At 69.8% G+C, this 12,326-nt stretch carries 11 protein-coding genes; 3 read left to right on the top strand and 8 right to left on the bottom strand.

Features of this window, described 5'->3' with window-relative positions:
* Window positions 1-64 precede the first annotated feature (64 nt).
* The 3 genes from EXE47_RS08255 to EXE47_RS08245 form a co-directional block, all read right to left on the bottom strand.
* Window positions 65-1,219 carry an acyl-CoA dehydrogenase family protein gene (locus EXE47_RS08255; RefSeq protein ID WP_089307669.1) on the bottom strand — a complete coding sequence of 385 codons (1,155 nt, stop codon included), beginning with the start codon at window positions 1,217-1,219 and terminating at the stop codon, window positions 65-67.
* Between the two features lie 151 nt (window positions 1,220-1,370).
* Window positions 1,371-2,510, bottom strand: a complete 1,140-nt coding sequence (locus tag EXE47_RS08250; RefSeq protein ID WP_089307670.1) for a pyridoxal phosphate-dependent aminotransferase — start codon at window positions 2,508-2,510, stop codon at window positions 1,371-1,373.
* Entirely contained in the window at window positions 2,507-2,995 is a 489-nt protein-coding gene (locus EXE47_RS08245) for an Lrp/AsnC family transcriptional regulator (protein ID WP_049929596.1), read from the bottom strand. Before EXE47_RS08245 ends, EXE47_RS08250 begins: the two co-directional genes overlap by 4 nt.
* 136 nt (window positions 2,996-3,131) lie before the next feature.
* Here EXE47_RS08245 and EXE47_RS08240 point away from each other — a divergent pair, with 136 nt between their 5' ends.
* Window positions 3,132-3,998: an aldo/keto reductase gene (locus tag EXE47_RS08240; protein ID WP_049929597.1), complete on the top strand. Its 867-nt coding sequence runs from the start codon at window positions 3,132-3,134 to the stop codon at window positions 3,996-3,998.
* 31 nt (window positions 3,999-4,029) lie between these two features.
* Here the strand turns inward: EXE47_RS08240 and EXE47_RS08235 are convergent, their stop codons facing one another.
* On the bottom strand, window positions 4,030-5,436 hold the full coding sequence (locus tag EXE47_RS08235) for an adenylosuccinate synthase (RefSeq protein WP_049929598.1): 1,407 nt from the start codon (window positions 5,434-5,436) through the stop codon (window positions 4,030-4,032).
* A gap of 304 nt (window positions 5,437-5,740) precedes the next feature.
* On the opposite strand from EXE47_RS08235, the gene EXE47_RS08230 reads away from it, so the two are divergent.
* Window positions 5,741-6,046, top strand: coding sequence for a hypothetical protein (locus EXE47_RS08230; RefSeq protein ID WP_049929599.1), 306 nt, complete (start codon window positions 5,741-5,743; stop codon window positions 6,044-6,046).
* Between the two features lie 83 nt (window positions 6,047-6,129).
* Here EXE47_RS08230 and EXE47_RS08225 read toward each other — a convergent pair whose 3' ends face one another.
* The 4 genes from EXE47_RS08225 to EXE47_RS08210 all read right to left on the bottom strand — a co-directional run bounded on the left by EXE47_RS08225 (window position 6,130) and on the right by EXE47_RS08210 (window position 10,997).
* The gene (locus tag EXE47_RS08225; protein ID WP_089307671.1) at window positions 6,130-8,406 is read right to left on the bottom strand and encodes a hypothetical protein; all 2,277 of its coding nucleotides are present in this window, start codon (window positions 8,404-8,406) and stop codon (window positions 6,130-6,132) included.
* A gap of 131 nt (window positions 8,407-8,537) precedes the next feature.
* Complete coding sequence (locus tag EXE47_RS08220) at window positions 8,538-9,011, bottom strand: NUDIX hydrolase (RefSeq protein WP_086215809.1); 474 nt, start codon at window positions 9,009-9,011, stop codon at window positions 8,538-8,540.
* A gap of 81 nt (window positions 9,012-9,092) precedes the next feature.
* Window positions 9,093-10,070, bottom strand: coding sequence for a transcription initiation factor IIB family protein (locus tag EXE47_RS08215; protein ID WP_049929602.1), 978 nt, complete (start codon window positions 10,068-10,070; stop codon window positions 9,093-9,095).
* Window positions 10,071-10,340: 270 nt separating this feature from the next.
* Entirely contained in the window at window positions 10,341-10,997 is a 657-nt protein-coding gene (locus EXE47_RS08210; RefSeq protein WP_049929603.1) for a hypothetical protein, read from the bottom strand.
* 119 nt (window positions 10,998-11,116) lie between these two features.
* On the opposite strand from EXE47_RS08210, the gene EXE47_RS08205 reads away from it, so the two are divergent.
* The gene (locus EXE47_RS08205; protein ID WP_049929604.1) at window positions 11,117-12,292 is read left to right on the top strand and encodes a Xaa-Pro peptidase family protein; all 1,176 of its coding nucleotides are present in this window, start codon (window positions 11,117-11,119) and stop codon (window positions 12,290-12,292) included.
* Window positions 12,293-12,326 lie beyond the last annotated feature (34 nt).

The raw sequence follows: 12,326 nt of genomic DNA, 5'->3' as shown, positions 1-12,326 counted from the left end.
ACGATATAGGCCTACCGGGGGTTTTAGATGTCGGTCGCGGGCGACCGGCGGTCCGTCGCCGCCCTCACATCCCCTCGTCGAGCAGTTCGCGGGCGACGATGTTCTTCTGGATCTCGGTCGTCCCCTCGTAGATCTGCGTGATCTTCGCGTCGCGGTAGAGTCGCTCGACGTCGTGGTCGTTGACGAAGCCGGCGCCGCCGTGGATCTGGACCGCCTCGTCGGCGACCTCGACCGCGGTCCGGGAGGCGAACTCCTTGGCCATCGACGCGAGCGCGGTCAGGTCGCCGGCCTCGTTGTCGACCGCCCACGCGGAGCGGTAGGTGAGCCAGCGGGCGGCCTCGGTGTTCGTGTGCATCTCCGCGAGCTTGTGTTTGATCGCCTGGAAGTCGGAGATGGAGCGGCCGAACTGCTCGCGCTCCTCGGCGTACTCCAGCGCGCGCTCGGCCGCGCCGCGGGCGATGCCGACGCCCTGCGCGGCGACCGCGGTCCGCGTCTCGTCGAAGAACTGCATGAGCTGGAGGAATCCCATCCCGCGCTGGCCGATCAGGTTCTCCTCGGGCACCCGCACGTCGTCGAAGCGGAGCTCCGCGGTGTCGCTCGCGCGGATGCCGAGCTTCCCGGTTATCTTGTCGCAGGTGAGCCCGTCGCGGTCGCCCTCGACGAGGATCTGCGAGTAGCCCGAGTAGCGGTCGTCGATATCGGGGTCCGTCTCGCAGACGACGACGAAGTAGTCCGCGACGGTGCCGTTCGTGATCCACATCTTCGACCCGTTTATGACCCACTCGTCACCGTCCTTCTCCGCCCGCGTCGCCACGCTCGTCACGTCCGAGCCGGCCTGCGGCTCGGAGATGGCCGACCCCATCACCGCGTCGCCCGCGGTCACTTCGGGGAGGACACGCTCCTTCTGTTCCTCGGTGCCGAACTCCATCAGCGCCTCGGCGCCGAACCCGGCGCTCGAGATACAGAGCCCGATCCCGGGGTCGGCCGCGAACAGCTCCTCGGTGAGGATGGCGTTCTCCAGCGAGGAGTAGCCGATCCCGCCGTACTCGACCGGGACGTGCGGCGCGAGCAGTCCCATGTCGGCGGCCTTGTCCATCACCTCGTGGGGGTACGCCTCGTCGACGTCGTACTCGGTCGCGACCGGTCGGATCTCCTCGTCGGCGAACTTCCGTACCTCCTCGCGCAGCTGCTTCTGTTCGTCGGTTAGCTGGAACTCCATGGCTCGAACATCAGGATCGAGCGTGATAATCTTTGGCGAACGGCAATAAATTTGGAAGTAGTTGTTCGTTTACGCGCCCGAGTGTGCCACCAGCGCGTCAGGCGCCCCGCGACGGCCGTATCGCGACGGGGACTGCGCCGCGACCGCGGCCTCAGCGTCCTTCGACGAATGCCGCGATCCGGTCGGTCGCCTCCTTCAGCTCGCGCATCGAGGTCGCGTACGACACCCGGAGGTGCCCTTCTCCGCCCTCGCCGAAGACCGACCCCGGGACGACGGCGACGCCCTGCGCCTCCAGCAGCTCCTCGGCGAACGCCTCGTCGTCCCCGCCGCACTCGGGGAACGCGTAGAAGGCGCCGCCCGGCTCGAAGGTGTCGAGGCCCATCTCGTTGAACCGGGAGACGACCAGCCGCCGGCGGCGGTTGTACTCCTCGACCATCTCCGACACTTCGTCGTCGCAGCGGTCGAGCGCCTCGATCGCCGCGTACTGCGGCGTCGTCGGCGCCGACAGCATCGTGTACTGGTGGATCCGGTTCATCGCGTCGATCGCGTCGGTCGGCCCCAGCGCGTACCCCAGCCGCAGTCCGGTCATCGCGTACGCCTTCGAGAAGCCGTTGACGACGACCGTGCGCTCGCGCATCCCCGGCTGGGTCGCGATCGAGGCGTGGTCGCCCCCGTACGTGAGCGCGGCGTATATCTCGTCGGCCACCACGCGGAGCTCGTTGTCGCGGCAGAACGCCGCGACCTCCGCGAGTTGCTCGTCGGTCATCGTCGCGCCCGTGGGATTGTTCGGGTAACACAGCACGAGCAGGTCAGCGTCGGCCGCGCCCGCGGCCTCCAGCGACTCCCGGGTGAGCGCGAAATCGTCCGCGGCGCGCGTGGGGACCGTCAGCCGCTCGCCGCCTGCCAGTTCGATCCCCGGTCCGTAGGAGATGTACGTCGGCTCGTGGACCGCCACGGTGTCGCCGGGGTCGACGAGCGCGCGGAAGGCGAGGTCGACCGCCTCGCTCGCGCCGGTGGTGACCAGGACCTCTTCGGACGGGTCGTACGACTGGTCGTAGCGCTCGTGGTGCGCGGCGACACGCTCGCGGAGCGCGGCCATCCCGCGGTTCGCGGTGTAGGACGTTTTCCCGCGTTCGAGCGAGTCGATCGCGGCGGTGCGGGCGGCCCACGGCGCCGAGAAGTCGGGCTCGCCGACCCCCAGCGAGATCACGTCGTCGCGCGCCTCAGCGAGCTCGAAGAACTTCCGGATCCCCGACTCCGGGAGGGTGCGCGCGCGGTCCGAGATCCTCATGGCGACACGGAGAGGCGGTCGTCGTCGTCCCCGTCCTCGAACCGGATCCCGCCGTCCTTGTACGTCTCCATGATGTAGTGGGTCACGGTCTGGGTGACCGCCGGCATCGGCGCGACCTGCTCGGAGATGAACTCGGAGACGTCCTGCATGTTCTCGCCGAGCACCTCGACGGCGAAGTCGTAGTCGCCCGAGACCAGGTGTAAGGCGTCGACGGCGGGGAACTTCGCGATCCGGTCCGCGACCTGCTCGTACCCCGTCTCGCGGTCGAGTTCCACGTTGATCTCGACGACGGCGCGGATCTTCCCCTCCTCGACGCGGTCCCAGTCGACCACGGCTTGGTAGCCGTGGACGACGCCGTCGCCCTCCAGCGCGTCGATCGCGTCAGCTACCGCCGCCGCGTCGAGGCCCGTCTGGGCCGCGATGTCGTCGATGTCCTCGCGGGCGTTCCGCGCCAACACGTCGAGTACCTCGCGCTCGGCGTCCATACCCTACGATTACTCGGGGGCGGTTTATGAGTAGCGACGGGCGCAAGACGGGCGGCGGCGCGCCGCGCCGCGCCCGTTCGTCGCGTCCCCTTCCGCCACCCCTACCGCTTTCAGCGTGGCGCGAGACGGACGGACCATGGCTTCCGACACCAGCGGCGGACGCGACACGTTCGACATCGGCGGGGCGTTCACGGTCGACCGACTCGGTTTCGGCGCGATGCGGGTCACCGGCGAGGACGTCATCGGCCGGCCCGCCGACGAGGAAGACGCGAGGGACGTGCTCCGGCGGGCAGTGGACCTCGGCGTCGACTTCGTCGACACCGCGGACTCCTACGGCCCGGGCGTCTCCGAGCGGCTCATCCGCGAGGCGATCGGCGATCCCGACGACGTGGTGATCGCCTCGAAGGCCGGGCTGCTCCGCAACCGCGAGGGCGACTGGCTCCCCCACGGCGACCCGGACTTCCTCAAGAACCAGGTCCTGTGTAGCCTCGACCGCCTCGGCACCGACACGATCGACCTCTACCAGTTCCACCGCCCGGACCCGGACACCGACTTCGCGGAGTCGGTCCACGCGTTCGCGGAGATGAAAGACGCCGGGCAGATCGCGCACGTCGGGCTCTCCAACGTCACCGTCGAGCAGCTGGAGACCGCGACGGACATCGTCGACATCGCGACCGTCCAGAACCGGTACAACGTCGGCCACCGCGACGACGAGGCCGTGCTGCGCGCTTGCGAGGGCCGCGGCGTGGGCTTCATCCCGTGGGGCCCGATGTACGCGGTCGACGACGACGAGTCCGCCGACGCGCTCGACGAGGTCGCGGCGCGACGCGACGCCACGCCGCGGCAGGTCGCGCTCGCGTGGCTCCTCGACCACTCCGACGTGACGCTCCCGATCCCGGGCACGTCGAGCGTCGACCACCTCGAATCCAACCTCGCGGCCGCGGACCTGTCGCTGACGGCGGAAGACATGGCCGCGCTGAACGCGATAGATCCGCGGGAATAGGCCCGAAATCCGACGGTAGACGGGCGAGTTCCTATTCGTCGAACGGGTTCGTCAGTTCGACCGTCTCCTCGCGGTCGGGGCCGACGCCGACGGCGTAGACCGGCGTGTCGATCTCGTCGGCGACGAACTCCAGGTAGTCGCGGGCCGCCTCGGGGAGCGCGTCGTAGCCCGCCTCGGCGACCGCCGAGGAGTCGAACGGCGCCCACGTGTCGAGCGTCTCGTATACCGGCTCGCAGCGCTCCCACCGGTCGGTCGTGGTGGGGACGGTGTCGAGCGTCTCTCCGTCGAGCTCGTAGCCGGTACACACCTTCAGCTCGTCGAGCCCGGCGAGCACGTCGACGTGGTTGACCGCGACCCCGGTGAACCCGGAGACGCGCGCGGCGTGACGGAGCATCGGCAGGTCGAGCCAGCCGATCCGGCGTGGGCGGCCGGTGACCGTGCCGAACTCGCCGCCCTTCTCGCGGATCTCGTCGGCGAGCGCCTCCTCGTCGGCGTCGCCGTCGAGTTCGGTCGGGAGCGGCCCCTCGCCGACGCGCGAGAGGTACGCCTTCACGATGCCCACGACCTCGCCGTCGCCGACCGTCGTGACGCCGAGCCCGGAGCCGACGGCCGCGCCGCCCGCGGTCGGGTTCGACGAGGTGACGAACGGGTAGTTCCCGTGGTCGACGTCGATGTGCGTCCCCTGCGCGCCCTCGAAGAGGATCTCGTCGCCCGCCTCGTGACGGCGGTGAAGGTAGTCGGAACAGTTGACGGTCATCCCCTCGTCGGCGAGGCGCTCGCCGATCGCGGCGAACTCCTCGTGGAGGGCGTCGACGTCGAAGGCGGCCGCGCGGTCGTCATCGCTGTCGTCGTCGCCGGACTGCGTCCGGCTGCCAGAGGCGCGTTGCGCCTCGCTGTCGAGGTCGAGCCCGTACACGTCCTCGACGAGCGCGCGCTTCTGCGGGACCGCGTACTCGAGCTTCTCGCGAAGGGTCTCGGGGTCGAGCAGGTCCGCGACCCGGATCCCGCGGCGGCCGGCCTTATCCTCGTAGGTGGGGCCGATACCGCGACCGGTCGTGCCGACCGCGTCGCCGGCGTCGTCGTCGGCTTTTACCTCCTCCTCGATCCCGTCCAGCACGCGGTGGTACGGCATGATCACGTGCGCCCGGCGGGCGACGCGCACGTCGGGGTCGAGCCCCTGCTCGCGCAGGTTGTCGATCTCGGCGAACAGCGTCTTCGGGTTGACGACGCAGCCGTTGCCGAGGATACCGACGGTCCCCCGGACCGCGCCGCTGGGAACCAACGAGAGTTTGTACTCCGCGCCGCCTTCGACGACGGTGTGGCCGGCGTTGTCGCCGCCCTGATAACGGACTACGACGTCCGCGTCCCCTCCCCACCGGTCGACGAGCGCGCCTTTGCCCTCGTCGCCGAGTTGGGAGCCGACGATGGTGAGTGTCATACGACCTGCCGATTCCCGGCGGGGGGTAAAACCGATTACGGTCTGTGACTGCGACATAACCACGAATGAGGATCACTGAATAAACGGCTCACAGGAAATAGGCTCGTTCGTGTATCTTCCCAGTTTCCGGACCTGTACTCACTCTCGCGGTCTCCGTCGCGATCGGTCGCGCCGCGTCCGAGCCGCGCGCTGCGCCGCAATCGAACACGTTAATTACTGCCACGTCAAAGGGTGCGATCTGACAGGGTGACCGCGGTCGCCGACAGCAACTTTTAAACGGGGGCATGACAAGTTAACATGTGCCATGATAGATCGACTAGAGAAAGAGGTAGACATGCTGGAACGTCACCTCCAAGTCCTGCGGATGGTCATCGAGAACGAGCCGATCGGCATCGTGAAGATGTCGAACGAGACTGGGTACCCGCACCACAAGGTCCGATACTCGCTGCGCGTCCTCGAAGAGGAGAACCTCATCGAGCCGTCTAGCCAGGGAGCGATCACCACGGAGCGGACCCACGAGTTCGTCGACGAACTCGACGAGAAGCTCGACGAGACCGTTGATAAGCTGGGGTCGATGCGGATCGACGACGCCGCGGAACTCCAGAACTGACTGCGATTCCGATTTGGCCCGCCGACGTAGGTGCCGCGTTTTCTCTCTCAGCCCGCGCTCGCGAGCCGCGGCGGTCGGACCGACTACAGGTCCGGGACCGTCATGTGGAACCCGCCGTCGCGCGCCTCGACGAGGCACAGGTGGAACCCCTGCTTGCGCGAGAGTTTCACGAAGCTCGCCCGCTTGGACCGGCTGAACAGGCCGCCGCCGACCGCATCGCTCGCGGTCTCTAAGGCCCCGGGCTCGAAGAAGCTCTCAGTCACCGCGAACGCCCCGGCGAACGTCTCGTTGGAGGCGGCGATGTCGCGCCCGTTCTCGACGAGCGACTCCAGCGTCCCCTCGGGCGTCGGGTCCCGGCTGTCGTTCAGGTCGGCGACGAACAGCGGGTGTCCCATGCGATCGCGCAACACGAGGTCGAACGACCGCTGCTCGCGGACCTCCTCGCCGCCCTCGCGGAGTTCGACCGACACCGTCCCGCCGATCTCGGCGCGGTCGATGTCCGGGAGCGCGTCGTAGAGGTCCCGAAGCGTCCCCTCGTTCCCGGTACCGCGGACCTCGAACGGGAGGTCCTCGACGAGCCAGCGGGTGAAGCCGTACTCGATGGTGTCCCCGAGGAACTCCTCGAACGGCCGCCCGTCGACGGCGAGGCCCTCCGTCTCGAAGCTGGTGTGGTGTTCGACCCGGAGGTTCTCGCGGAGGGCCTCGCGGTCGACGCTCCCGTTGTGGGCGTCCGCCAGCGTCGCGCCCTCCTTCGATTCGTACCTGATGAACAGGTTCGTTCCGCTGCGCGCCTTCGCGGGGGTGAGCGTCCGCTCGGCGTCCGGGAGCCGGTCCTTCGCCTCGGAGAGCTCGCGGCGGAGCCGGTCGCGCTCCTCCCGGAGGTCGCCGACCTCGGACTCGAGCCGCTCGACCTCGTCGACCAACTCGTCGCGTTCGGTCGCGATCTCGTCGCGCTCGGCCGCTAGCCGGTCGCGTTCGTCGGCCAGCGACTGGCGCTTCGTCTCCGTCTCCTCGAGGGCCGCCTCGAGCTTCCGAAGCCGCTCCGGGCTCGCGTCGCCCGTCGCGTCGCGGGCGTCGCGGGCGTCGCGCTTCGAGACCGCCGACGGCGTCGACGCGGACCGCTCGGTGGAGCGCGGCGACGGCGACCCGCCGTTCGCGTTCGATCCGCTCCGCTCGGCCCGCCCGGGGTCGGCCGCCGAACGAGAACGCTGCGACGGCGGGTCGGGACGCTCGTCGGCCCCGCGGGGTTCGTCGCCAGCCTCCGACGGGTCGAGCGCCGGGATGGACTTCTGCTCCCGCCACTCGGCCTCCTCCGAGAAGACGTCCTCGTCGCTCGACGCGTTCCCGGTGCCCGACGCGCCCTCGGCGTTCGATGCGTCTCCCGCGTCCGGCGTTCCCCGGGTGTCCCGCGAAGCACCGTCTCCGGTCGCTTCGGTCGGTGGCCGGCGCTCGCGGTCCGCCACCCCCGCCGCCTCGACGTCCGTCTCCGCGGCGTCTATCTCCGCGGCGTCGGCGGCTCCTATCTGTACCGCGTCGGGCGACTCTTCGCCCTCCCCCGTCGTCGCTTCACCGCCCGCTTCGGCCGCGTCGGGCCCGTCCGAATCTGAGTCGCGAGCGGCGGTCGTCGGGTCGTCTCGGGGCCGGGCCGCCGAGCCGTCGTCCCGCCCGGTGTTCGGCGCGGGATCAACGGCGTCCGCGGGGGAAGCTTCATCGGCTCCGCCCGGCGTGTCCCTCCCGTCGTCGCCCCTCGAGTCGGGGTCGCTCCCCGCGTCTTCCGTCTCGTCGGTCGTCCCGTCGTCCGTAGCGTCCGCCGTCCCCGCGTCGTCCGGGAGCGGGCGGACGTCGAGATCGACCTCGTACACGGTGTAGATGCCGACCTCGTCCGCGGCGAGTTCGAAGGCGTCGTCCCCCGTCTCCAGCCGGCGCGCGTTGCCGACGTACGCGGCGGCCATCGACTCGCCGCCGGTGTACGCGACGTAGTAGTCGCCGGAGAGGACGTTCTCCGACAGCTCGATGTAGCCGGTGAATCCGCCCTGCGAGAGCTTCCGGTCCGCCTCCTTGAGCGGCGTGTCATTGGTGTAGTACTTCGCCCGCGGCTCGCCGCCGAGCTCCTGCATCGCGAAGAGCACCGGGAGCGCGTCGTCGGGGGCCCGGTAGACGGTCCCCGAGGCCTCCGCGAAGGCGTCGAGCGTCGCGTCGACCACGCCGACGACGCGACCGTCGACGAGGAACACCCACCCGACCCCGTCGGTCGCGGCGCCGGAGAACCCGTCGTCGACGATCCGCCCGAGCCCCGCGAGCCCGTCGGAAAACGAGCGCTCGTCCCACTCGGCGATCGCTTCCCTTCGCTGTGCGTCCATCCTTGCGTTTACGTCGCCAACACCGACTCAAATACCTTCCGGAGCGTGAGACGGCCGTCTGACGCCCCGCTCCGCCGCTCCGACCGGTGGACGGCGGCGGCCCCGAGAGCGCTCTCGACGGCCCGTCCCGCTCACCCCTCGTCGACTGCGGCGATCGCCTCCCGACCGAGGTCGACGACGTCCTCCGGGAGGTCGCTCGCCGCGAGTTCAGACCGGGTGTACCAGCGCCACTGGTCCGGGTCGACCTCGTCGTCGCCGTCGGGAGCGATCTCTCGGGAGTCGACGCGGGCGTAGTAGAGGTGATCGACGTGCTGGTGGCCCACCGACCCGTCCTCGTGGACGTTGATGTCGTGGAGCATGAGGTGGGCCGGCTCCGGGAGCCCGCGGGTGTTCGGGCCCGTGATCTGCGACTCGGCGGCGACCAGCTCCGGCGTCAGCCCCGTCTCCTCGCGGACCTCGCGGCGAGCGGCCTCGTGCGGGAGCTCGTCGCGGTCGACGTGGCCGCCGGGCGGCAGCCGGATGCCGAGCCGCTCGTGGTCGTGAAGCGCCGTCGCCCCGTCGTTGACGATGTACGTCGTCGCCGTGAAGTGGCGGGTCGTCTCCATACGTGCGGGTGGCGACGCGTCGCCTTCGCGGTTTCGACCCGGACGGAGGGCGACCGACGCGGCGGCGGGCAGAAAAGCGGCTCAGTTCAGCGCGACGGAGTCCTCGGCCTCGAGGAGCTCGTGGTACCGGTTCCGGATGGTGACCTCGCTGATGTTCGCGACCTCGCTGACCTCGCTCTGGGTCACCTTCTCGTTGACCAGCAGCGAGGCGGCGTAGACGGCGGCGGCGGCGAGCCCGACCGGCGATTTGCCGGAGTGGATCCCTTGCTCCTTCGCCGTGTCGAGCAGGCTGCGGGCGCGGCGCTCGGCCTCGTCGGAGAGGCCGAGGTCGGAGGCGAACCGCGGGACGTAGCTCTCGGGGTCGGCGGGCTGGATCTCCAGCTTCAGCTCGCGGACGACGTAGCGGTACGTCCGAGCGATCTCGTCCTTCTCGACGCGGGAGACGCCCGCGATCTCGTCGAGGCTCCGCGGCGTCCCGGCCTGCCGGGCTGCGGCGTACAGCGAGGCCGTCGAGACGCCCTCGATGGAGCGGCCGGGAAGCAGGTCCTCGTCGAGCGCGCGGCGGTAGATGACGCTCGCGGTCTCGCGGACGTTGTCGGGGAGGCCGAGGGCGCTGGCCATGCGGTCGATCTCGCCGAGCGCCTGCTTGAGGTTGCGCTCCTTGGAGTCGCGGGTGCGGAACCGCTCGTTCCACGTCCGCAGCCGCTGCATCTTCTCGCGCTGGCGGCTGGACAGCGACTTACCGTAAGCGTCCTTGTCCTGCCAGCCGATGTTCGTCGAGAGCCCCTTGTCGTGCATCATGTTCGTCGTCGGGGCACCGACGCGGGACTTGTTGTCCTTCTCCTTGGAGTCGAACGCGCGCCACTCCGGCCCGCGGTCGATCTCGTCCTCTTCGACGACCAGTCCGCAGTCGACGCAGACGGTCTCGCCGTGTTCCGTGTCCGTCGCTAGCTGACCGCCGCACTCGGGACACCGCAGTTCCTCCTCTTGGCTCTCCGACTCGGTTTCGCGCTCGTCGTCGGCCGTCTCTGTCGTGTACGTTCGAAGGTTCTCGCTCATTGGTTTGGTACGTGGAGGGAACAACGAAACCGAGAGACGGATCTCGGTGTTTTCCTCATCTTCAGGTAAGTGAGCCAAATAGTTAAATGTTTGTGTGGTTGGTACCTCTGAGACACGCCCGAAAACGGAGTGTACAACCCTGTAAGATTCGGTATTCGAGATGCCTCCTGCGAAACCACGTCACGAGCGAAACAGACGGACTCTCCCCGGGATATAGTATATAGCCGTTTCGCGGTGACGGGACGGCGTTCGCGGCGACCGATCCGGCCGTCAGTCCCCGGTCGCGAAGGTCGCGCTCGCACCGACGAGATGGCCGACGACGACGCCCAGTCCGGTCACCAGTAGCACTGTCGCGGCGAAGTCCGGACCGGCGGTGACGCCGGCCGCCTCCGTCACAGGTATCCCGTCCGCGTCGGAGATCGGCACCGTCCCGTCGGTCGCGTGACGCGTCAACGGCACCCGAGAGACCGCCCGCAGCGCGAGCATCGTCGGGAGGTATCCGAGGGTCGCGCCCATGCCGGTCACGGCGCCGGCGAGCAGGTCGTCGATACCGAGGTATCGGACGGCGGCCGCGGCGCCGAGAGCGAAGGTCAGCGGGACCGCGCGGAGCGGCCACAGCGCGGCGTCGGCCTGTATCAGCGGATGCCCGAAGATGACGTGGTTCGACAGCCCGGGTCCCGTCCGGACCCGGACCCAGTGGGCGTCGAGGAGGAACCAGATCGACCCCTCGACCGCGGATATCGGGCCGCCGACCATCCACCGGGCGACCTCGGACTCCCCCGGCGAGACGCCGGCGACCGCGAGCCCGATCCAGGTGAGCGCCAGTCCGAGCAGCGCCGCAGCGCTCCCGCAGGCGACGGCGACCGGCAGCCAGCCGGACGGGAGGTGTACGAGCGAGAGGAGGGTAGTTCGTCGGTCCGTCGACATCACGCCCCGGTCGTTCCGGCTTGGCGGGCATATGCTTTGTCGCGGGTCGTCGAGGCCCCTCACCGTCTCGCCGGTTCCGAGAGGACAACCGCTTTGCCCCTCCCCGAACAGGGGCACGTATGAACCGACCGCGGCTCGACGACCGCCTCGCCGACCTCGAGACGGACGGCTACCTGATTGACGCCTCGCAGGAGGACGCCAACCAGCTGTACCTCTCCGGGTTCACCGGGCCCGACCCGTTCCTCACGCTGTACGCCGACGGAGCGGTCCACGTCCTCGTCGGCGGCCTGGAGTACGGGCGGGCGAAGAAGGAGGCGACGGCCGACGGCGTCGAGCGCCACGCCGACTACGACTACGAGTACGGCGGGCGCGAGGCGCGAAACGACATGTACGCCGCGTTCGTCCGCGACAAGGGCGTCGAGTCCGTCTCGATGCCGCCCCGCGGCCCGGTCGGTACCGCCGACGCCCTCCGGGAGCGCGGCGTGGCGGTGACCGTCGACACCGACGACCGGCTCCGGGAAGTCCGGGCGGTCAAGACCGACGACGAGATCGAGGCGATCCGCGAGGCCCAGGCGGCGAACGAGGCGGCGATGCGCGCCGCCGAGGACCTGATCGCCGGCGCGGACGTGGCGACCGAGAGCGACGACGCGGAGACGGGCGTCCTGCTCCGCGACGGCGAGCCGCTCACCAGCGAGCGGGTGACCGAGGAGATCGAGGTCACCCTCCTGCGGCACGGCTGCGCGCTCGACGAGACGATCGTCGCCGGCGGCGCGCAGGCCGCGGACCCCCACGACCGCGGCTCGGGCCCGCTCCGCGCGGACGAGGCGATCATCGTCGACATCTTCCCCCGGTCGAAGGCGACGAAGTACAACGCCGACATGACGCGGACGTTCTGCGTCGGCGAGCCGAACGAGACCCTCCGCGAGTGGTACGAACTCACCGAGCGCGCCCTCGACGCCGCGCTCGACGCGGTCGAGCCGGGCGCGACCGGGGAAGACGTCCACGCCGCCGCCTGCGAGGTGTACGAGGAGGCCGGCGAGCCGACCTTCCGCACCGACCCGGAGACGGAGACCGGGTTCATCCACTCGACGGGGCACGGCATCGGTCTCGACGTCCACGAGTCGCCGCGGCTCGCGAGCGGCGGCGGAGAGCTGGAGCCGGGCCACGTGATCACCGTCGAGCCCGGCCTCTACGACCCCGACGTGGGCGGCGTCCGGATCGAGGACCTCGTCGTCGTCACCGAGGACGGCTACGAGAACCTCACCGACTACCCGATCCGGTTCGCGGCCGAGTGAGCTCTCGGGCGGTCCGGCCGGAGAGGCTCCGGTT

It is taken from the genome of Halorubrum sp. GN12_10-3_MGM (assembly GCF_005435235.1).
GTDB classification, from domain to species: domain Archaea; phylum Halobacteriota; class Halobacteria; order Halobacteriales; family Haloferacaceae; genus Halorubrum; species Halorubrum ezzemoulense.
This window is presented reverse-complemented; position numbering and strand designations above follow the sequence as displayed.

Coding starts and splice junctions, on each gene's coding strand:
- EXE47_RS08255 (WP_089307669.1), bottom strand. CDS start 1,219: ATGGAGTTCCAGCTAACCGACGAACAGAAGCAGCTGCGCGAGGAGGTA.
- EXE47_RS08250 (WP_089307670.1), bottom strand. CDS start 2,510: ATGAGGATCTCGGACCGCGCGCGCACCCTCCCGGAGTCGGGGATCCGG.
- EXE47_RS08245 (WP_049929596.1), bottom strand. CDS start 2,995: ATGGACGCCGAGCGCGAGGTACTCGACGTGTTGGCGCGGAACGCCCGC.
- EXE47_RS08240 (WP_049929597.1), top strand. CDS start 3,132: ATGGCTTCCGACACCAGCGGCGGACGCGACACGTTCGACATCGGCGGG.
- EXE47_RS08235 (WP_049929598.1), bottom strand. CDS start 5,436: ATGACACTCACCATCGTCGGCTCCCAACTCGGCGACGAGGGCAAAGGC.
- EXE47_RS08230 (WP_049929599.1), top strand. CDS start 5,741: ATGATAGATCGACTAGAGAAAGAGGTAGACATGCTGGAACGTCACCTC.
- EXE47_RS08225 (WP_089307671.1), bottom strand. CDS start 8,406: ATGGACGCACAGCGAAGGGAAGCGATCGCCGAGTGGGACGAGCGCTCG.
- EXE47_RS08220 (WP_086215809.1), bottom strand. CDS start 9,011: ATGGAGACGACCCGCCACTTCACGGCGACGACGTACATCGTCAACGAC.
- EXE47_RS08215 (WP_049929602.1), bottom strand. CDS start 10,070: ATGAGCGAGAACCTTCGAACGTACACGACAGAGACGGCCGACGACGAG.
- EXE47_RS08210 (WP_049929603.1), bottom strand. CDS start 10,997: ATGTCGACGGACCGACGAACTACCCTCCTCTCGCTCGTACACCTCCCG.
- EXE47_RS08205 (WP_049929604.1), top strand. CDS start 11,117: ATGAACCGACCGCGGCTCGACGACCGCCTCGCCGACCTCGAGACGGAC.